This is a genomic window from Prevotella lacticifex, assembly GCF_019973375.1.
Taxonomy (GTDB): domain Bacteria; phylum Bacteroidota; class Bacteroidia; order Bacteroidales; family Bacteroidaceae; genus Prevotella; species Prevotella lacticifex.
Genome location: NZ_BPTV01000003.1, coordinates 13,700 through 34,343, shown reverse-complemented (window position 1 = coordinate 34,343; position 20,644 = coordinate 13,700). Strand labels below are relative to the sequence as shown.

The following is a 20,644-nucleotide window of genomic DNA, read 5'->3' as shown; positions in this document are numbered from 1 at the left end:
AATAAGTTATCGGTTGTAAATTTACCCTCAATTCCGCAACCCTACTAATAGTCTCAGGCCATTGCGGTCAAAACCGCCCAGAATGCAATTTCTCTTGTTCAAACTGGCTTTTTGCCATATCCTAACTGATATGAGCGCATAAAGCCCCCTTGCCCCCATTAGGGATATTAAATTGTTAACCCTCCAAAACGTTTGGCTCATCCGTAGCTGGCGTTGAAAATTGTCCAGTAGTGCAACCATCTGTTCTTAGTGTAGATATTCAGAGTCCATTGCCTGGCGACACGGACCCATTTAGCCGGAACAACAATGAAGGCAAAGACAAAGCGCTTAAGGCGACTTTTCATGTCTATGCCGGGGAAAATGGCGCTGACCTTTGACAACAAGTACTGATAGAAATTCTTCAGCATGGCGGTAAAGAGAAGGAACACCGTGTTGTCCTCCATGGTTGAGAACGGAAGATGTGCCCAACCGAAGTCGTTATTCTGAACGTCGAAATTCTTTTCACAAGCGCCTCGTTGATTGTACTTGTCAATGACCTGCTCTTCGGTGCTGTTATGGTCGCTGGTCAGTATGGCGCGGTACATATATTCCATGCCGGGCAGGAACCGCTCTCCCTGTTCTGCGTCCATCTTGGTGCGCTGCACTACAAGCCGTAAATGCCAGTCGGAAAGGAATTCGGTGAATTCAAATGATGCGACGTCCATATCCTGGCCATTTACCGACGTGTGACGCCAATCCTTGCACTGTTCATACATCTGCCTGCGGTCAGCACAGCTGCTGGCACGGAGGTAAAACGTCTCTGTCCGAAGAAAGAGCTCCTCAACAAGTTCCTTGATGAACGAGCCGCAATCGGCACGGAACATGCGCACATAAAGTCCGTGAGCCTCGATATTGTCCAGCATGCGTGTCAGCTCTTCCACTTGCTCAAACTTGACATTCGAGTTGCCCTGCCTGTTTTCAATGCCGATTATCAGCGGACCGGATGTCATCACGCCCGGGAAGTAGCCGCGCTGTTTTTTATAGGAATACAGCGCGTCGCTTTTCTCAGCGGGGATGAACTCGTTGTCAAAGTCGACATCAATGCCCTGCCCCTTTTTCAGAAGGCCAAGCAGCAATGCCATGTCAAGCATCAAGGAGTTTAGTTTCATGGCAGGATCATGCGCATATACATTGCCAGCTTTACTCGTATAGGCTATACTCATGGCGCTCAGCTCCTTCAGCCCACGGGCGATGGTGTCAGAACTTGGTATCCTCGCATCTGGGGCAGTGCTCAGATACTTGTTCAATATGGTTGTAATATCCTCTATGTGGTCACCGCCGCAGAGATATATGCAGAATAGCGCAAGCATAATATCGCTGTACTGGTAGCCATAGTTCGCACAGCGGAGATTAAGCCGCCCGTCTACCAGTTTGTCCAGTCCTGCGCGTTTAAATTCGTTCATAGCATAAAAAATTCCGCCGTAGGGGACTATGTTATCATATTTTATTGCTACTTTTGCCATGTCATTTAGAATTGAACTATTTTTGTTTTGAGACCATAAAGTTAGTGAAAATTCTGCAAATGGCAAAACTCTGGGGAACTTATTGTTCCTCAGAGACTTATAAAAAATATTAATAAAGAATTGCGCAATTAGTTGCGGAATTAAGGGTGCAAAGATAATGGAAACATACGGATTGGCAAAGAAAAGGGAATGTTTTTTATTCGGAAAAGCCCCGCAGCTTTTGTGTTTGACACCTAAAGCTACGGGGCTTATCCTTGTATTCTCGAATTAAAGAAAAGAAAAGATTATTCATACTTGAATCGCCAGATCTGATAATTGCCAGCCTCATTACCACGGTCGGAAACGAAATAGATGTAGCCGTCAGTAGTCCAGTAAGGCTGTCCGTCATAAGAGTTATTGATGGTGAGCTGTGTAAGATTGTTGCCGTCGGTATCAACCACATAGAGGTCGGCATCCTTCTTGTCCTTCTTCGCCGACTGGAAGATAAGCCGCTTGCCGTCAGGACTCCATCTAGGATTGAGCGCGAAGCCCTTCTTTGCATCGGTTATCTGTACCTGCTCACTACCATCTATTTTCATAACCCAGATACTTGTACTCTTGGCATCGCTCGAATATTTGACGTAAGCTATGCTCTTTCCGTCAGGCGAGAAGCATGGTGAATATCCATTTCCGAGCAGAGTTGTTTCACCGGTTTTGAGATTCTTCATCCAGATCTCACTGTTCTCAACAACAACGGTATTTCCACCGAACCCGAAGAGGAATGTAGCCCAGTTTGCCTTACGGTAATACGTGTAGGCAATCTTGTCATAAACTATCAAGTCGCCTTCCTTGTTGAAACTCGGACTGCTCTCGTAAGCATCACTGCTTTCTGTAACCTGCGAGAGAGCCTTGCCCTTGTTGTCGAACATAGTATAGATGTCCGATGTGTAAGCTCCGTCCTGCTGGCAGCTGAATGCGAGCTTGTCAGTGTTCTTGTTGTAGCAAGGATAGCGGTTGTTGTTCTTGCCGCTAGTCTTCTGTGACATACTGGCTGAGAAAGGATTCTCCTTCTTATAGATGTTGTAGTACCTCTTATTCTCACGCACAGAGAAGTACAGCGGAGAGCCGTCGTCACCACCGAATGGATCAAGACAAGGTTCCTGATTGTCAGTAACCTGAGTAAGGGTTGCCAGATTTTCTCCGGTCATAGTAATAGCGAACCGCTTTTTTGCTTGAGTTGTCAGTGCAACACTAACAAGCATAATCATTAATAGAGCCTTTTTCATGTTAGTCTTTCAGTTAGAATTAATCCTTAATTCCGCAACACTATAGTTTAACATTATTTATAAGTGCCTGAGCAACAAAAAGTTGCCCAGGATTTTGCCATGTCAGAATTTTCACTTACCTTAGTGTTGCGAAAAGAAGACAAGCAAAACTCTAATATGACATGGCAAAGATACAAATAAAATCTGAGAAACTCACTCCTTTTGGAGGAATTTTTTCTATTATGGAGCAATTTGATGCTCTTTTAGCTCAAACCATAGATTCCACCTTGGGATTGAGATGCACTATGTTTGGTTATCAATATAGCGAAATTCTACGCTCTCTGATGTGCGTATATCTTTGTGGCGGCTCATGTATTGAGGATGTTACAACTCACTTGATGAAACATTTGTCTCTTCATCCAACTCTTCGCACTTGCAGCGCAGACACCATATTGCGTGCTATCGAAGAACTGACTTGTAAGAACATCACCTATAAATCTGCTTCTGGCAACTCCTATGATTTCAATACTGCAGACAAGATGAACTGCTTATTGATCAAAGCCCTGCTTGCTACTGGTCAATTGAAATCCGGTCAAGAGTATGATTTTGACTTTGACCATCAGTTCATTGAAACAGAGAAGCATGATGCAAAACCAACCTACAAGAAGTTCCTGGGCTATAGTCCAGGTGTGGCAGTCATTAACGACATGATTGTCGGTATTGAAAATAGAGACGGCAACACAAACGTGCGCTTCAACCAAAGAGAGACTTTGGAAAGAATCTTCAAGCGACTGGAGGCATCAGAAGTATATATATCCCGTGCCCGCATGGATTGCGGCTCATGCTCGGAGGAAATCGTAGATATGGTAGAGGCTCATTGCAGGCATTTTTATATTCGTGCCAACAGATGCTCTTCCTTCTACGATTCCATGTTTGCCTTGACTGGATGGAAAACTGTTGAAATCAACGGTATTGAATTTGAGCTGAATTCCATCCTTGTTGAGAAATGGAAAGGAAAACCGTATCGTCTTGTCATACAGAGACAAAGGCGAATAGATGGAGACCTTGACATTTGGGAAGGCGAATATACCTACAGATGTATACTGACTAACGATTACAAGTCGAGTGCAAGAGACATCGTGGAATTCTACAATCTTCGTGGTGGCAAGGAACGCATCTTCGATGACATGAACAATGGCTTTGGCTGGAATCGATTGCCAAAATCGTTCATGGCACAGAATACTAAAGAAACCTCCATTTGAGACACTATACAATTTGGCCCTTGCTTTGCCGTTTCTGGCTTAGCAAGGGCTTTCTTTCGTAGAAAGCCCGTTTAAACTTCCCCTTGTTTTAGTCTCTGCATAATTATTTTTGCCAATATTATTGGTAATTTCTTGCAGATATGGCCATTTATTTGTACCTTTGTATAGTTCTTTTAATTATATAGATACTATACATATTTATGGCTATTCCAGAAGAGATATTGTCAGTCGCCCGCCCCAAAAGTACGATAGTCCGACAGAGAGGCAGTCGTTTTGTCGTCATAAAAAGGACGAGCAAAAGAATTAACGGGAAGCCTGTCCCCGTAGACATAGGAACGGTAGGAGAAATTGTAAACGGAAAGTTTGTCGAGGGCTCGTATATGCGCAAGAAAAATCGAGTGGATATAAAAGATTATGGAGAGGTGGCTCTCTGTGACAAGTACGGCAGTGGACTTCTTCAAGAACTCGCCAAGGTTTGGAATCTCGACGATGCGAAGTGCCTCTATATCATAGCCTTGCTCCGTGCTTCATATGGAGACATCATGAACCGTGACTTGCAGGTACAGTACCTCTGCTCATTTGCATCAGAGATGTATCCGGGAGTGCATTTGTCTGAGACGGCAGTGTCCGGATTCCTTATGGAGATAGGCAAGGCATACTCCCTTATCTGTGAGTTCATGCGCAATAGAGTGAATACATTTACCGGCGGTAACATGGTCATTGACGGCATGCTCAAGGACTACAATGCCAAGACGGGGAGCCTCTCGGAGTTCTCGCGCAAGGGGGCTAAGAAGGGCTCCAAGGACATCAGCCTGCTGTATGCCTTCAACCCATTGACGCGTGAGCCCATCGCGGCAAAACCTTACGCAGGCAACATGCTGGATCAGACGGCGATAGACGACTTTGTAGCGGAGTATGAGATTAAGAACGGTCTGATGGTCTTCGACAAGGGCTTCTACAACAACAAGTTGTTTGAGAAAGTCGATAAGATGGAAGGACTGGCATACCTGATACCATTGAAGCAGAACTCGGCGTTCATAAAGAATTACAAGATGGATGAGCCGACAATGCCATTGAAAGACTATAAGGACGGCACGATTCTCTACAAGAAGCAAAAAATGTCAAATGGCAAGTACCTCTACTCTTTCCGCGACCCGAAAGCTGCTTCCGAACAGGAGATCGGATATGTGCAGAATGCCAACAAGAAAGATAATTTCAAGGCAGAAAGCTATGCCGAGAAGAAAGGCCTTTTCGGCCTGATTGTCTTCAAGTCAAAAGCTGACCTTGACCCATTGACCGTCTATTTGGCCTATTCCCAGCGATGGTCTGTGGAGACTCTGTTCTGGCTATACAAGAATATCGTTGACCGTGACACGGTAAACGTGCATTCCGACTACAGCGTATATGCCACTGAACTGATAAATTTCCTTTCCGTCGTCATAACGACAAGGGTTAAGAATGAGTTTGTCAAGCTGGGACTAAACAAGAAATATTCTTACAAGGCTATATTCAGATACCTTTCAAAATACAAGAAGGTGAGAACCAAAGATGGCGGAAAATGGGGTACGGCAACCATGCTTAAATATATAGAAGAGTTAGTGGCTATGCTTGGTGTATAGTGTCTCAAATGGAGGTTTCTTTAGAATACTGTATTCCTGCTTATGACAGCTCTCATCAGAAACTTCTACAAAGCTATTATGCAGAGATTGAAAACCCATGAATTTGGATTGCGTGCCACCAGCAGAATCAAGACCTTTGTTTTCAAGTTCATCTCTGTTCCTGCGAAATGGATTAAGACATCACGTAGGCATGTATTGAATATTTACTCAGACAACAATGCTTATGCCAACCTGTTCAAGACAGACTTTGGTTAAAGACCATGCTTTTCTGGTTAAACCAGCGTATTACCTCAAGTCGCTTTATGGGGTAAGGGGATTTTGTGTCTGCGACATTTCTGTTGTGCAAGAAATATGTACAATAAAATGAATTTTGTCGCTTTGCAAGCAAAATCCCACTAAACCCTATAGGTTGCGGATTTGAGGTTTACATAGTAAATTTTATTCTACCAAATGTTTTGAGAAATATTTTATGTTTTTCAGATTTACAGAATCTTTAATGCTATGGCAGCGCACGCTTCTGCATCGGCAAGGGCGTGATGATGGTTCTTAAGGTCGTAACCGCAACGCTCGGCGATAATGTCGAGGTTATGATGACCACCCGGCCATACCTGGCGAGATTTTATAAGGGTGCAGTAGAACGGATAGTCGGGATAGTCCATCTGATACATTCGGAAGACAGCCTTGAGGCATGTCTCGTCGAAAGCCTTGTTATGGGCTACAAGCGGCAGTCCTTCTATCTTAGGCTCAATCTGTTTCCAGACATCGGGGAAGATTGGAGCTTCCTCAGTATCTTCACGGCAGAGTCCATTGACACTGGAACATACATAATTATAATAGTCCGGTTCGGGATGGATAAGAGAGTAGAACTGGTCTACTTTCTTGCCATCCCGGACAATTACCACGCCAACTGAGCAGACGCTTGTCCGCTCAAAGTTGGCTGTCTCGAAGTCGATTGCTGCAAAATCTTTCATTTCTTCTTTGTCGTTCGTATGCTGCAAAGATACAAGTATATTATTACAAAACGGGTTACAGTAAAAAAATATTTTTCAAAAGAAGGAAATTATTTTGTTGTGAGTAGAGATTTGTTACAGTCGGCGGTTAACTTTGCTGCCGATGTTGGAAGTGATAACTTGATAAAGAAAATTCTTAAATGTCACGTTTATGAAGAGGATAAAATGGAACGAACCTGAATTTATCAAGCCGCTGGATACTCTTCTCTCGGCAGAGATTACAGGTCCTGACAAACTCGTATTGCAAAAGGAGGAACAGAGTCTTCCCAATCCTTTTACAATAGAAGTTCTGAAGCATGACACAGACTACAAAAAGATTGATGAGTTGTCTTATAGGTTTGCGTATGGCTCTCAGACTATTCATATATCAAGAGACGATGTCCTTTCTTTCTTTTCACAGTTGTCGGTTGTCATTGATACTATTTCTGATAAAGGCGTTGAGAAGAAAGAACGTGTGACGAATTTACTTTTGAAAATGGTTCAATTTCAGGAGCCAATACATTCGTTCAGCAATGCCATTATCCTTGTACAGACATCCTCGGCAGATGCAATAGGAATGGAGGAACTTGACTCGATTATGAACTTTATTGTTGGCAATCTTGCCAAATCTGCATCAGTGAAATATGGAATAGGCACAAGAGATTATCTCAATCAACGGATACGTCTTTTGATAGCTTTAAACAAGCCAATTAAAATGCCGAAAATGTTTATGTACCATAAAAATAATTCTTAGCTGTAACCAGAAATGTAACTATCTCTTTGTAACTTTGCGGCAAAAACTTAAGAAATGATGAAATATCAATGGCTTTCTCGCTTAATGGCGCGTTCAGTAATATTACTGATAAATATGTATGCAGTTGTCCTTTGTATATACTATTTTTGGAGGCACCCGTCGGATGGTGTACATTTTTATAGGGGAAACAAGGAGAAACGTAGAAATCAATTGTTGAGTTTGTATGGACAATTATTAAAAGCATAAACTATTATGGCAGCAAACTTGATTTCTGAATTTTCAATTAATTTGTAGCGATAATCTTCTAAGACTCGTTTTTCTTTGGCCTTCCTCTTTTTCTACCTACCTTTTTCGACTTGTATCCCGGTTCACACCCGGCTGGGATGTCAAGCCCAAAAGCCTTCGCAATCTCTACCTGCTTCCCGACAAAAGGTGTTATCTTGGTGGTATGCCCCTGTCGCTCGATACATCTTATGTTCCTCATCTCGTCAAGCATGTCCAGTGAAGAGGCGAACATGCTGTGAAGGCCTGTCGTCTTCCAGATGTGTCTAATATATGATCCTATGACTAATCCGACGAACAAGATGAACAGCCTGCCGGTCTTACCGTCCTCGCTCCAATTTCTTTGTCTGTCAGAGCACATCTCCGTCTTCATCTGCTGGAAGTACTTTTCCTGCTCGTCTCTCAATTTGTAGTGAGCCAGAGCTTGTGGCGCTGTCAAATCCAGCCCGAGCGTTACAATGGCGACAAACCCTAAAAGTCTGAGTGAGTCGTTGTACTTCTTCTCGTTCTTCTCAAACGACACGACATGCCTTTTCTTGTCCAGTTTTACGTCAAACATGCAGAAGTCCCTTTTGAGTGTCTCATCGTCAGGGGCTTCCTCTTTGCCATCAATCATCTGCTGAAGACTGCTTCTCTGCCCTTCGACTTTCATGTCTATGTTGATTTGCCCCTCGCTTCTCCACGAGGGATTGAAGAACAGATTCAGGCGCATCTTGCTTGCTGTCTTTTCGGACTTGCCCTTTCCATGTACCTTGTAGTCAATGTCGTACTGTTTGTAATACAGCTTGCTGTCAAGGTCTATCTCCATTCCGTCCGGACGGACATTGAAGTCTCCAAGGCTGTCTATTTTGTCGCTGATAAACTTGTGGCCGGTCTTCATACACATTATAGCGGGCTGGTCATGAAGAATGTTGTCCTCAAGGATTTGCACTGTCCCATAGCCCCTGTCCGTTATCATTACGTAATTCGTAAAACCGGCACAGCGCAGGTCAGACTGGATGACACCCATAGTGCGTGAGTCAGGGATGTTACCGGGAAACGACCTGTAATAGATGGGCATGTGGTTGCTGAGAGTATAGACTACAACTTCATTCGTCTGCGCCAAGGCAATGTTCTCCTTGTTGTGCCCCCAGCGTATGTCGGCCAGACTGCTCCCGTAAGCCGACCTGCTTGTGGAGTCAACAGCACAGAGCTCCATCTTTCCAATTCTTTCTGAACGAAGGCGCAACAAGGCCTGGCGGTCTTTCTCAGTGATTGACTGCGTAAGACGGGTGATGTCTCCCGGAGACATTTCGCGCGCGGACGGAGTCTTGGTGTATCTCTGCCAGCGAGCGAGCCTGCTGTAAGAATAGCTGGAAATATAGGGGAACATGGCAAGCGTCATGATGTCATCCACTTTCTCCTTGTTTCCCTCGAACACTTTCTCCAGATCCTCGCGTATCTTAGTCTTCTCCGCAACTCTTTCCATAAGCCACACGTCGCCATACAGACGGTTCTGCGCATCTCCATTGTAGGTGGGTCTCCCTGCTTTCCTCGTACTTGGCAAAGAGTCCAGTTCACTCAAATCCCATTCCTGTGGGAATAACAATTTCTTTCGCTCAGCAGGCGACATGTAGAGGTACACCTTGCCCGGAATGAACTTCAGGCTTTCGGTCACTGTGCCTAAATGAATGCTTTTGTTCATGCGCTTACCGGTTGCCTCGTTCGTCACACGTGGACGTAGTGTAGCATATCTATATCCGTTATTGATGTGAAGCGTCACCTTGTGAGCAGTCTCATCGCTTATAGGTCTTGCCATTATACTATATCATTGATTACCGCTACAAATGTAACAATAATAAGTGAAATGGCAAAACATAACAAACTAAATATTTACTGATTTATAGATAATTAGCTTTAGAGTGGGTATTATCGCTACAAATTAATCGAAAATTCAGATTGATTGGACGATACATTTGGGAAATAAGTGAGTTGAGGCGCTCGCACCATGGACTTACGCTAAATGAACTTAATGAGCGTTGGGAAAGAAGCAGCCTCTATGACGGCAGGGAGATTATCCGGAAGACTTGGTACTCACATCGCGAGCAGATTGCATCGCAGTTAGGCATTATCATAGAATGTGATAAGCGGACTAACCGTTATTACATTGCCTACGAAGATACTATTGGCAGGCCGGATATTCAGAACTGGCTGCTCAACAGCTTTGCGGTAGGAAACATGCTCATGCAGGGCAAAGACTTGAAAGGGCGTATCTCATACGAACGAATTCCTTCTGGCTATGATTATCTCACGGATATAATTGAGGCGATGCGGGAGAATCGGATTATCAGCATCTCCTATCAGAGCTATTGGAAGGATGAGCCGTCGGAGTTCGAACTTATGCCGTACGCACTCAAGGTGTTCAAGCAACGTTGGTATCTCGTCGGGGCTAATGTGGCTTTTGAAGGCATCCGTATCTATGGGCTTGACCGTATCAAGAACATAGAGATAACTCAGCAGAAGTTCAAGATGCCGAAGAGCTTTGATGTCGAGGAACTCTTCGAGCCTTACTATGGCGTATCGCTTGTTGATGGAGAGGTGGAAAAAGTCCGCATCAAGGTCTATGACAATCAGGCGAAGTACTTCCGCTCTCTGAAACTTCATGAGTCGCAGGAAGAGATAAAGACGACACCTGAGTATTCAATTTTCGAGTATCACATCAAACCGACGTTTGAGTTTGAGCAGGAGTTGCTGTCTCATGGTGAGAGCGTTGAAGTGCTAGAGCCCGCATATCTGCGTGAACGTATCAAGAAGAGATTGGAATGGTCGTTAGAGCATTATAAATAATATCTTGGTATTATGACCGTTGAAGAAATATTTAAGTTGCCGGACATTATAGATATTGAGAAGCAAATCCTTGATGCACAAAGAGATATTGAAACTGGATGTGGCAATGAAGATTGCCATGCTGCTGTGATCAGGGAACTTATTCGCTTAAGGAAGAAGTTTTTGGACAGAGAGTTCGTAATGAATGGTAATTATAAATCTCTGCTGGCTGATTTCAATAACGCTTTGAGAGATGCGCTAGTCAGCATACGCAAGAAGGCCATCAAAATCTATAATGGTGTCAAACTTGCTGATACAGATGACAGTTTCGCTGTTATAGGTAAGTGCTTCTTGGGCTATCAATATTCTTCTATCCATCCGGTGCAGTCTATTCGAGCAAAGAAGATATGGGCAGTGCTGAATAATTCTCTTGACGATTATAATTTTCATTACGAAGATGGAGTAACTGGAATTAGTGGTTGGAAATATCCTGAGGGTGACAATTTTGATACAGAGAATTACATGCTCTATCTAAATAACGATGCAGACAACTGGAATGACTGGTTTGTAGATAAGGATGCGACAAAAGACATGAATTTAATTCATCCTGTCCATTTCCTTTTGGACCATACACGCTTTTCTATTTTTGATTTGCTATGGGTCCGTGACTTTAATGTTGAGATAACGGTAGAGACTGATTACGATACCTACAGCGAATATTCAGAATACGATGATCTTGACTGGACCAAGTGCGACTATTTATAACAGAGGTATGGGTAAACTGAAGAAAAAATTTACAGAAGAACAAGAGTGGAGCTATAAGCATGACTTTCCATTTGAGGAAGTGTGCGGAACGTATCATGTCTTGGCTAAACTCATAGCGCCAAGACTAAGGCGCTTCAAGGCTCTTGATAAACATGGGAATGCTCCTGGATTCAAAGGCATAGCTGAGTGGAATAATGGTATCCAGAAAATGACAGATGCCTTTGAATTGCTTGAGGACACAAAGGCTTTGTCTGATGAAGAAAACAAAAAAGTTGCGGAAGGACTTACCTTATTCTGCAAGTACTTCCGCTATCTATGGGATTAATATTTCAGTGGCTCAAAATGCAGCATTGCAACATATGATTCACTCTTCGGCAATTCTCTGGCGAGGATAGAAAGATGCGTCTCTGTATTTACATCTAACATGGTGTCCATCTTGTTAATGGGCTTCATGACTTTTGCCAGGAGCTGCCCTTTGATGGAATGAGAGCCTATTGTCAGAACATTTTTGCCATTCAAGAGGAATTTGCGTGGTATTTTCTTGATCCTGCGCCTTAAGTCGGAATCCAGTTTGATTTTGCAGATAGACAGCTCATTCCTGCCTCTGACGCTGATCTTCCAGTCGTTGTAATCAAAGCATACGAGACCATTCCCCGACAAAATATCATGATAGTACAATTGGAAGAGATTCTTCAGCGTGGTGTACTGATATTTTTGAGGGATCCATAGGTACGAGAAGACACCTTCCCATTTATTTGGGGCTGGCTTTGCGCCAATATCGAAGACAAATATGTTTTCGCGAGGCATTTTTTCATCTGAATATTCCTTGGGCAAGTTGGATATATCAACGTTGTCATCGGCCAGGACAAGCAGGTACTTTACTTTCTCGTATCCTTTTTCGATGGTCAGCAAATCTTCTGCGAACCAATTTCCAAGGTCCAGTTTCAGATGCTTCAATACACGATTTGCCTTTTCGCCAAGTGCTATCAGATGGTGGAAAGTATCTTTTTCCACTTGATCATCGAAATTGAAAACAACATTTGAATCTTCCATAGTCTTTTGATTTTGAATGGTGTAATGTTTAACTTTGAGAGTCTTGCTATTAGATACTGGTATGTCCTATCAGGTTGACTACCACTTTAACCATTGTGTCCTTCTCCTCCGGTCGGCTTTCTGCTATCAGTAATGTGAGAGCAACGAGTGTGGCATCATCAATGCGCTTGTTATGCATGTCGTCATAGAGAATGCCGTTCTCATTCATAAACCAAAGGAACAGAGTGGCGGCAATACGCTTATTGCCGTCACTGAAGCTGTGGTTCTTGGTAATGAGATAAAGGAGCATGGCCGCCTTCTCCTCTACTGTTGGATAGAGTTCCTGACCGCCGAAGGTCTGATATATCTGTCCGATGCTGCTCTTGAAACTGTCGTCCTTCTGATTGGCGAACAGGTCGTTACCACCGAACTTTTCACGGAGCTCTTCAAGGACTTTCATGGCTCCTTCATAAGTGGCATGGAACTTCTCTTCCGTAGAACTCTCCGGAATTGTTAGTCGTTGGTAGTCATAATCGTCAAGACGGTCAAGGGCATAAGTGTAATCGACAACGACATCAAGAAGTGCATTGCGGACATCTGTGGTGAGGTCTTCAAGTTTGACGGTTCTTGCCATAGAACGAACTAGCTGAACCATCTGCTGATAGTTCTTCTCACGAATGCGCTGGTTGATGGCATAGCCTTTGATGAGGTAGTCCTTTAAAACGCTGTTTGCCCAACGTCTAAATTCAACACCGCGTTTACTCTTTACACGGTAACCAACGGAAATAATCACATCAAGATTATAATATTCGACGTTTCGAGTTACTTGGCGAGTGCCCTCTTTTTGAACTGTCGCAAATTTTGCGACAGTTGCAATTCCGTCATTTAGTTCTTCCTTTAAGGCATTATTTATATGCTTGCCAATAGTTTTGACGTCGCGGTCAAATAGCTCTGCTAATTGCTGGCGGTTCAACCATACCGTTTCACCTTCCAGCTTTACGTCAAGTTGGGTATGTCCATCTTTTGATTGGTATATGACAATTTTGTTGTTGAGTTCGTTTGTTTCCATATTTGTCATTATGAGTTCGAATGCAAAGGTACAACGAGAACGTTACAAATTGGGTTACACTGCTATAAAAATTTGCTTGATACTAAAGAAATTTCTTCCAAGCATCAAAAGTATGAGATTTCAAACTGCTCAGAAACTTTTACATAATCGACGAAACTGTCGCCATTGTATTCTATACGCAGACCTTCGTAATCTTTAGGGACGTATAGCTTTCCAGTAACAAAGTTCCATTTGGGCTTACCGTAATCGTATGACTTGCCGGATAGAAGCAACTTCATTGATATTGGGTCAACTTCCCCAAAAGCCACCACCGATACAGGTGTCGTTTGGCAACAGCAAGTCTTTATGCATCTGTACGCTGCCAATGCGCAGATGACCATCGAGTGTAAGTATGAATTTTGGTTCCATCAGAATTGTATTTTGTCTTGTGGGATAATGTCTTTCTCTGTAATCTTTCTTCCAAAGTGTGCGTACTTTCTTTTTGTCTTTATGTAAAGCTTAAAAGTAAAGTGGCTCTGTAACTGACTGGTTTACAATACCACTTTACTTGCGACTTTACATAACGTGTGGCTTTCCATAAAATACGTTATGTTACATAACGTATTCAGAGTCCTTAAAAACGATCTGGATATCAGACCGGTATACCACAAAAGCGACGAAGGCATCAAGGCCCATCTTCATCTGGCCATCCTCGCCTATTGGGTCGTATCCACTGCAAGATACATGTTGCGCAGGGGAGGTATCAAGGCGGAATGGTGGTCTCTGCGGCCTGTCATGAACAAGCAGATAGTAGCCACCAGCACAGCCAGTCTGAGCAACGGAGAAAAGATTGCAGTAAGAAAATGCAGTGAGCCGGAAGATGATTTACTACAGATATACGACACGCTCAAGGTCGGCCACATTCCGATAAAGGCAAGAAAATTTGTGTGGACCCAAAAAGCGGATTTCAAAAAAAGCGAATCTTGGAAATCAGGGGGTTAGCTGAAATATAGCTGCAATGTGGGTTGAGGTGTGCAGTTTTTTGTTACTACCTGCCGCTATCTTTGCGGTCGTTTTTAATAATGGAATTATGATGGATAATAAAAACAAGAAGTTCGATGTCAGCAATAAGATTGTTGGCAGGGATGAAGTGGAACGACTTATAGAGGATTACGGGCATAAAGGCTCAGGGCTGAGTATGGAAGAGAAGCTTGGTTACCTTCGTAATGAAAAGACTATTGTGAAGGTCAGGATAATCTCTTTCCCATTATCTGATGAGTCGCGTGTTAATGCTATTTTGCGGGAGTATAAAGACTATTCTCAATTTAAGCCGGAGAATTACACTCGCTTTGTATTTTGCCTTGAATACTCTATGAGTCATCCGTTGCTGATGGATGAGGAACAGAGAGTTCGTGATTTCTGTTCCGGTATTTGTCCGGCAGAAGACAAGGTCTTGTTTTATACTGCTGAGAATGATTCTTTGAAAGATAAGCTGTTGTTGACGATTATTGCCAGCCGATAATAATTTTCTTCTCGGTGTAACGCAGAATCTCCCAACCTATTTGTAACTTTGTGGTCGACTTTAAATACTATAAAACTATGGCAAAGAACCTTTTGGCCCAGTATATATGGGAGATAAATGAGCTGAACCGCTCGGAGCATGGACTGACGCTTACCGAACTCAATGAGCGTTGGCTGAGGAATGATAAGTTGAACGACCGTAAGATTCCGCTTATCCGTAAGACTTGGTATGCTCATCGGCAGGAGATTTTTTATCAATTTGGTATAGACATTGAGTGCAATAAGCGGACGAACAAATATTACATCAAGTATAAGGAATCGATTGGACAACCGGATATTCAGAACTGGCTGCTCAACAGCTTTGCTGTCGGAAATATGCTTTTGCAGGGGAAGGACATGAAGGGGCGGATTCTGTATGAGAATGTTCCGTCGGGATATGATTATCTTACTGACCTTATCGAAGCCATGAGGGAGAATAAGATTATTCAGATAACCTATTGTGGCTTTTGGTCGGGCAAGAAGGCGACCTTTGAGTTGAAGCCTTATTGCCTTAAGGTCTTTAAGCAGCGTTGGTATATCATTGCAGGTAATGTTTCTTATGAGAGTACGTGGATTTATGCCCTTGACAGAATTGAGGATCTTGAGATTACTACGAAAAAGTTTAAGTTGCCTAAAGGCTTTGATGCTGAGAGGTTCTTTGCGCCTTACTATGGCGTTTCGATAACTGAGGATGATGAGACGACCGTGCGGTTGAAAGTCTATGGCAAGCAGGTGATGTATATCCGCTTGCTGAAAATCCATGAGTCGCAGGAAGAGATAAAGACGACTCCTGAGTATTCAATTTTCGAGTATCACATCAAGCCGACGTTCGAGTTTGAGCAGGAACTGCTGTCTCATGGCGAGGATGTGGAAGTTCTTGAGCCAGACTATCTGCGTAAAAGAATAGAAGACCATATAGTCAGGATGGGTCGGCGGTATGGCCTTCAATTGAAGGAGAAATGATGAATTAATCTGTGGCAAGTACCGATAAGGCTATGGTGTTGCCTGGCATTGTCGGTATTTGATAGAATCCCCATTTTATCTCTGTATTGTTTTTATCAGTCAGTTTATTAATGAAGTCGTTGAGTGCTGACATTTGATTCTCACCGGGGTTGGAATTGTCCTCAATGATAATCATATATTTTTGAAATGACTTTATGTCAACTCCCTGATTGTCAATACGCTCTATAGCCAAGCCAATGGCATTTGCCAGGCTCCCGTTATCGTCAGCACCTGTTGTAAACCATGCGCGTTTGTTGCCAATCAGTATAGTCCTGATGTCGTTGACATCCATATTTATAAGTCCGTGGTTGTTGACGATACGCTTTAGGAATTCTGCCAATTCGGTTGCTTCCTCTTTAGATTGCGCAACAATCCAAGAATCAATGTTGAACATTATTGACTTGTCGAAAGTCCAGTTATACCGGTTGGCAATGAACACGGCAATGACGAAGATGTGATGGTCCTTTAATTTCTGGACTATCGAGTGCAGTTGTACTTCCCAATCATTTTCGTTACCATCGACAATGATAACGGCAATTCTTGTCGTCGAGTCAAACGTGGTGCCATTTGCATTGAGCACAACAAGTTCGTTGGTGGTATTTGCCTCTGATAAATTCTTTTCCATAATCTTATTCTGTTTAAAAGTTCATTCTGTTTTTGATCATCCCACTTGATGGAATCCGATGGAGTGCTTCTCTTTCTTTATTGATTCCTGCTGGCAGAAGGCGTCGAGAGTCTGTAAGGTGACGGTCTCGGTGCCCTTCAGAATTGTCTCGATGGTGTAATGTCGGGCGATATTCTCAATCTGTCCGCCACTGAAGTCATACTTCTGTGCCAGTGAGTTGACAGTGCTGTTGTCAAGCTCCGGAATCATAGTATGCCAGATCTTTGCACGTGACAGGGTGCCTGGTCGGTCGAATTGAATCTTGTAGAGGAATCGGCGCTCAAAGGCACGGTCCATATTCGATTGCAGGTTTGTCGTGGCAATGAGAATGCCATTGAGGTTCTCCATCTCCTGAAGGATGATGTTCTGCATTGTATTCTCCATCTTGTCGGCAGCAGAGTCGTGGTTCATGGTGCGCTTTCCAATGATTGCGTCAGCTTCATTGAACAGCAGAATTGGAGTCCGGCGGGCATCCTTGACTAGTCCGGCATAACGGGTAAAGATTCCCTTGACGTTCTTCTCACTCTCGCCAACCCACATACTGCGGACTTGCGGAATGTCGACAACCATAACGTCCCTGCCGGTAAGCTTTGCCAACTGATAGACAGTCTCAGTCTTGCCAGTTCCCGGTGTTCCATAGAACAAGCATGTGAAACCACTATGGAATCCTTTCTTCTTCATTCGCTGACAGATTTCCTTGTAGTGCTTCTCCTGCAATAGGTTTTTGAGTTCATTCACTTGACTTTCAACGGATGACGGGAAGAAAAGTTCCTTTGCCTTGATGTCCTTATGCTTGATGACATCGCTTGCGCTCTTGCCATTCTGTACAGAACGGATGTCCAACTCGCCAAGAATGTTGCGCTTCGCCTGCTCGGTCAGCTTAAAGCTTTCCTTGTTGACAAAGCCGCCGTCATTGGTGTGCTCGACCATCTTTGTTGTAATTAGGATATGGCAGTCGCCATAGAGCTCGGAGCGGACGCCCATCGAAGTTCTATGATTGTCATAGAGGAACTTCAGGTCATTCCAACCGATATTGTCGTCGGCATTGTTGACAAACAGATGGCATAAGACAATGAGCAACATTTCGTCTTCCTCATTCAAGGCAAAGGAGCGTACTTTGCGGACGAATTCCAGTTCCTTGTTCACATCAAAGAGTTGGCGGACTTCCCTCACGAGATGGGCAAATGATATTTCCTCGTTGTCGCGAGATTCAAATAGCTCCTCAAGGATAAAGAACAGAGTCCTTGCCGAGACCTTCTCATATTCCTTATGGACGAACTTCGTGTTGTGCTGGAAGCAACTCAGAACGTTATCTGGTATCTTGTAAGACTTCTCACCCCAATGGTCCTTGATGCGCATAAGATACCGGTTGTCGACGAGCCATTCCACATCGTTCATCAGTTCCAACTTCCGTGATGTCGGACAGTCGGTGTCATCGAAAACATCGTTAATCTCTATGTTCTTGTCGAAAGCATGGTTGATGAACCGAACCATCATAAGGCTCTGCGTGTCGGTAGTGCCCAGTTTCTCTGAGATAACGTCCAGTGCAAGCTTCATCTTCTTGACGAAGTCCTCATCGAGATCAGAGCCCTTAGCGCTTTTTGTAATGGCATCAACAGCCTGAAGCATTGTAGTGATTTTCTTTTCCTCCATATTGATAAGCTTTATTATTCTGGTGCAAAGTTAGTCCGAGGATGGGAGTTTTTGCTTCCCATCTATGAATAATTGAACAAGAATTATTAGAAGAAATATGAATTTAATTAGAATTCCGTCTCCATAGCCGTCCAGAGTCTTTCTCTAAGATGCTTGGAAACGTGTTTGAAATGCGGAAAGACGAATTGGCTTTCAATATGCGAATGTCCACCTCCAGTCAGATCATAAACCATATACTGGTCGTCCGAAATGTCCATAAACAAATCTTCACCTTCTTTTAAATGTCCATTCTTAATGGCCCTTTCACGTAAGTAATTCACACGCTCTACAGAACTTGGTTCACCGCCAACGATTGCAAGCCGTAAATAGCCGTTCTCCAAGACCTCTACAATATCTCCGTGCTTGAAGCGGATTTTATCTTTTGGTCTGCCGCGGTACACCTTGTCACGGTCTACAAAATTCCTTTCATAGAACGAACCGTCTTTAAGGTAAGTCTGGATTGATATTATATCGAGTCCGCAATCGCTGTCGATTTCCCATTCCGTGATAATATAGCATAGTGTATCACATACAGGTTTCGACTCTTCTTCAATATCAACAGATGATGCCATGTCTTGCTTGGCTTTCTCCAATGTTGAATGGTAACCTAAAGTCCAGCGCGTTGTCTTCCTTATCGGATAACGCTTGCCATTTATGCAGAATTCCTCAAGTTGAAAAACCGTGTTCATTTTACTATCCTCTTTTATTTTTGCTCCTTTGGTATAGCTCCAACTTTGCTTTTAGTTTTTGCCAGAGCGCCTTCGTTACTTTCTTGAATGGAGTCATGACGAATACGGCCGTAACTTGCTTGTACCCATTGTCAAGGAAGCAGATAACGTATTTGTCATTGTCCATTGTCAGCTTTATGCCGTCATTATCTCTATGGAACTTGGCGACTTCTTCCTCTGTATATGGCAGTTTTGCCACGATGCCGAGTTTAGTCTTGTTTTCGAAATAATCAAACACGTCGACTATATCACCGATATGAAACTTTATTCTTACACTTGGTCTGCCGTGGTAAGTCTTTTCGGCATCGCAGTCAATGTAATCAACCAGCTTTCCTTCTGGGTTATATATCCTGACAGAGTTGAAGTTGATCCAGTCAATATCGCCTTGGTCGAAATTAATTTCCGTGACGATGAAGAACAAAACTTCTTTGGTATAGAGTCCTCCATTTAGAGGAAATCCTTGCTTGGCTTTCTCCAATGAAGTGAAGTAGCCATATTGCATCGTGCAGGTCTTTCTTGCAGGATAGCGTCCTCCTTCCAACAGAACGGTCTCGACTCTGAATATTGTCTTCAGTTTATTCCTTTTTATACCTTACCGAATATTTTCTCGTAATCGTCTTTGTTGAGCATAGAGATAAGCTCGTCACGAGTAAGCAGCTGTGGTGGCTCCTCAAAGGAGTTCCAGCGTGATGTACACTCGAAGCTGCCGTCCTTATCGACAATCATGGCAATCAAGGAGAGTCCGTAATCATCTTTCGGGTATCCTTCGCCTTTTGCCCTGTGGACACGTGGCATATCGCTACGGATAAGGACAAAGAGCCGTTTTCCGCCTTGCAGGTAATACTCCATTGCAACATCGGAGAAGACGATGCACCACTCGGTATAGCCAGCGTATGGCATGAGTTCATCATAGTTGTCGATTCTTACTACTGTGTATTTCTTCTTGTTTAAATCCATCCTTTCTTTATTTTTTGTTTTTTAATGGCAAGCGAGTCTGTTGTGGCTCGCTTGCGTGGTTTGTTGTAGTCAGGCGTATAGGTCAATGGTGTTGTAGCAAACTTTGTCCTGGCTTACGAAGTGGCTGATTTCGCGTTCTTGTCGGCGGTAGTGGGCTTCCTCTTCGGATGTGCTCCGGCGGACGAGTCTCTGTAGTGCCTCTTGCTTGCTGATGACCAGGCGGATTGTGAGGCGGAAGCAATAGCGGTGGTTTACTTCGTAGAGCCAGCCCTGTCCTTTCTCGAAGCACTCAGTGACGGCTTTTTCGAGGCTCTTGAATGCCCACGGCGTGAGTTTCTCGTGGCGACGGAGACCGAGGAAGAGAAAGTAGTCGGCATATCCTGTGGTTACCTCGTCCTCATGGAGCCATGCCTCGAAGTTCTTGAAGAATTCCTCGTCCGACTCGCCTTTCTCTTGTTTGAACTCATAGGCTGCTGTGTCCGTTCCTCCGGCGAGGTAGTCGATTTCCATCGGGCTTAGGATTGGCTTGCCGTACACCTTGATGCTCTCCAGATACTCCTTGAAATTCTGCTCAACTTTTGTCGTTTTCATATCGTTTTGTTTTTAACTGTTTACAAGTTATCTAATACGAAGAAGAAAATTTGACAAAGTTGTTGTGTGCGGGCACAGTGCTGTTTTAACATTTCGATTTTAGTTATTTTAAATATTGAATACAGATATTTAGTTAAAAATATGTTGT

General features: G+C 43.5%; 20 protein-coding genes and 2 pseudogenes. 10 read left to right on the top strand and 12 right to left on the bottom strand.

Translation table 11 applies throughout. From position 1 onward, the window contains the following. Positions 1-197 precede the first annotated feature (197 nt). Entirely contained in the window at positions 198-1,502 is a 1,305-nt protein-coding gene (locus LDN30_RS14035) for an IS1380 family transposase (protein ID WP_223929696.1), read from the bottom strand. A gap of 284 nt (positions 1,503-1,786) precedes the next feature. Further along, the gene (locus tag LDN30_RS14030; protein ID WP_223929964.1) at positions 1,787-2,689 is read right to left on the bottom strand and encodes a TolB family protein; all 903 of its coding nucleotides are present in this window, start codon (positions 2,687-2,689) and stop codon (positions 1,787-1,789) included. Between the two features lie 239 nt (positions 2,690-2,928). Between LDN30_RS14030 and LDN30_RS14025 the strand changes: the two are divergent. From LDN30_RS14025 to LDN30_RS14015, 3 genes and pseudogenes are all read left to right on the top strand, one after another. Beyond that, positions 2,929-3,990: pseudogene (locus LDN30_RS14025) on the top strand (IS1380-like element IS942 family transposase); the annotation flags it as partial. A gap of 218 nt (positions 3,991-4,208) precedes the next feature. Beyond that, positions 4,209-5,627, top strand: coding sequence for a transposase (locus LDN30_RS14020; protein ID WP_223925700.1), 1,419 nt, complete (start codon positions 4,209-4,211; stop codon positions 5,625-5,627). Positions 5,628-5,651: 24 nt separating this feature from the next. Then, positions 5,652-5,882: pseudogene (locus tag LDN30_RS14015) on the top strand (hypothetical protein); the annotation flags it as partial. Positions 5,883-6,109: 227 nt separating this feature from the next. Here the strand turns inward: LDN30_RS14015 and LDN30_RS14010 are convergent. Next, positions 6,110-6,598, bottom strand: a complete 489-nt coding sequence (locus LDN30_RS14010) for an exonuclease domain-containing protein (protein ID WP_223929962.1) — start codon at positions 6,596-6,598, stop codon at positions 6,110-6,112. Positions 6,599-6,788: 190 nt separating this feature from the next. Here LDN30_RS14010 and LDN30_RS14005 point away from each other — a divergent pair, with 190 nt between their 5' ends. Continuing rightward, a complete protein-coding gene (locus LDN30_RS14005) occupies positions 6,789-7,370 on the top strand; it encodes a hypothetical protein (protein ID WP_223929960.1) in 582 nt (193 codons plus the stop codon). Between the two features lie 304 nt (positions 7,371-7,674). Here the strand turns inward: LDN30_RS14005 and LDN30_RS14000 are convergent, their stop codons facing one another. Then, positions 7,675-9,450, bottom strand: a complete 1,776-nt coding sequence (locus LDN30_RS14000) for an IS1634 family transposase (RefSeq protein ID WP_223928554.1) — start codon at positions 9,448-9,450, stop codon at positions 7,675-7,677. A 173-nt stretch (positions 9,451-9,623) separates the two neighbouring features. Here LDN30_RS14000 and LDN30_RS13995 point away from each other — a divergent pair, with 173 nt between their 5' ends. Genes LDN30_RS13995 through LDN30_RS13985 form a run of 3 tightly spaced genes read left to right on the top strand, consistent with a single transcriptional unit; the run spans position 9,624 to position 11,547 of the window. Continuing rightward, on the top strand, positions 9,624-10,478 hold the full coding sequence (locus tag LDN30_RS13995; protein ID WP_223929958.1) for a helix-turn-helix transcriptional regulator: 855 nt from the start codon (positions 9,624-9,626) through the stop codon (positions 10,476-10,478). Positions 10,479-10,490: 12 nt separating this feature from the next. After that, positions 10,491-11,222, top strand: a complete 732-nt coding sequence (locus LDN30_RS13990; protein WP_223929956.1) for a hypothetical protein — start codon at positions 10,491-10,493, stop codon at positions 11,220-11,222. A 7-nt stretch (positions 11,223-11,229) separates the two neighbouring features. Then, positions 11,230-11,547 (top strand): hypothetical protein, encoded by a 318-nt coding sequence (locus LDN30_RS13985; RefSeq protein ID WP_223929954.1) that lies wholly within the window; start codon positions 11,230-11,232, stop codon positions 11,545-11,547. On the opposite strand, the gene LDN30_RS13980 is transcribed toward LDN30_RS13985, so the two are convergent. Together LDN30_RS13980 and LDN30_RS13975 are read right to left on the bottom strand one after the other, a co-directional pair. Further along, positions 11,544-12,275, bottom strand: coding sequence for a hypothetical protein (locus LDN30_RS13980; protein WP_223929952.1), 732 nt, complete (start codon positions 12,273-12,275; stop codon positions 11,544-11,546). The two genes, LDN30_RS13985 and LDN30_RS13980, sit on opposite strands and share 4 nt — an antisense overlap. Before the next feature lie 49 nt (positions 12,276-12,324). Further along, a complete protein-coding gene (locus LDN30_RS13975; RefSeq protein ID WP_373316565.1) occupies positions 12,325-13,323 on the bottom strand; it encodes a virulence RhuM family protein/type II toxin-antitoxin system death-on-curing family toxin in 999 nt (332 codons plus the stop codon). A gap of 588 nt (positions 13,324-13,911) precedes the next feature. Here LDN30_RS13975 and LDN30_RS13970 point away from each other — a divergent pair. From LDN30_RS13970 to LDN30_RS13960, 3 genes are all read left to right on the top strand, one after another. Continuing rightward, complete coding sequence (locus tag LDN30_RS13970) at positions 13,912-14,304, top strand: hypothetical protein (RefSeq protein ID WP_223928171.1); 393 nt, start codon at positions 13,912-13,914, stop codon at positions 14,302-14,304. A gap of 88 nt (positions 14,305-14,392) precedes the next feature. Further along, positions 14,393-14,824, top strand: coding sequence for a hypothetical protein (locus LDN30_RS13965; RefSeq protein WP_223928170.1), 432 nt, complete (start codon positions 14,393-14,395; stop codon positions 14,822-14,824). A gap of 77 nt (positions 14,825-14,901) precedes the next feature. After that, positions 14,902-15,825: a helix-turn-helix transcriptional regulator gene (locus LDN30_RS13960; protein ID WP_223928169.1), complete on the top strand. Its 924-nt coding sequence runs from the start codon at positions 14,902-14,904 to the stop codon at positions 15,823-15,825. A gap of 4 nt (positions 15,826-15,829) precedes the next feature. On the opposite strand, the gene LDN30_RS13955 is transcribed toward LDN30_RS13960, so the two are convergent. From LDN30_RS13955 to LDN30_RS13930, 6 genes are all read right to left on the bottom strand, one after another. Further along, the gene (locus LDN30_RS13955) at positions 15,830-16,489 is read right to left on the bottom strand and encodes a hypothetical protein (RefSeq protein ID WP_223928168.1); all 660 of its coding nucleotides are present in this window, start codon (positions 16,487-16,489) and stop codon (positions 15,830-15,832) included. Between the two features lie 36 nt (positions 16,490-16,525). After that, a complete protein-coding gene (locus tag LDN30_RS13950; protein WP_223929951.1) occupies positions 16,526-18,181 on the bottom strand; it encodes an ATP-binding protein in 1,656 nt (551 codons plus the stop codon). A 107-nt stretch (positions 18,182-18,288) separates the two neighbouring features. Further along, a complete protein-coding gene (locus LDN30_RS13945; protein WP_223928166.1) occupies positions 18,289-18,909 on the bottom strand; it encodes a hypothetical protein in 621 nt (206 codons plus the stop codon). Between the two features lie 4 nt (positions 18,910-18,913). Then, a complete protein-coding gene (locus tag LDN30_RS13940; protein ID WP_223929949.1) occupies positions 18,914-19,426 on the bottom strand; it encodes a hypothetical protein in 513 nt (170 codons plus the stop codon). 107 nt (positions 19,427-19,533) lie between these two features. Continuing rightward, on the bottom strand, positions 19,534-19,905 hold the full coding sequence (locus tag LDN30_RS13935) for a hypothetical protein (protein ID WP_223928164.1): 372 nt from the start codon (positions 19,903-19,905) through the stop codon (positions 19,534-19,536). Positions 19,906-19,974: 69 nt separating this feature from the next. After that, complete coding sequence (locus LDN30_RS13930) at positions 19,975-20,496, bottom strand: hypothetical protein (protein WP_223928163.1); 522 nt, start codon at positions 20,494-20,496, stop codon at positions 19,975-19,977. Between the last annotated feature and the right edge of the window lie 148 nt (positions 20,497-20,644).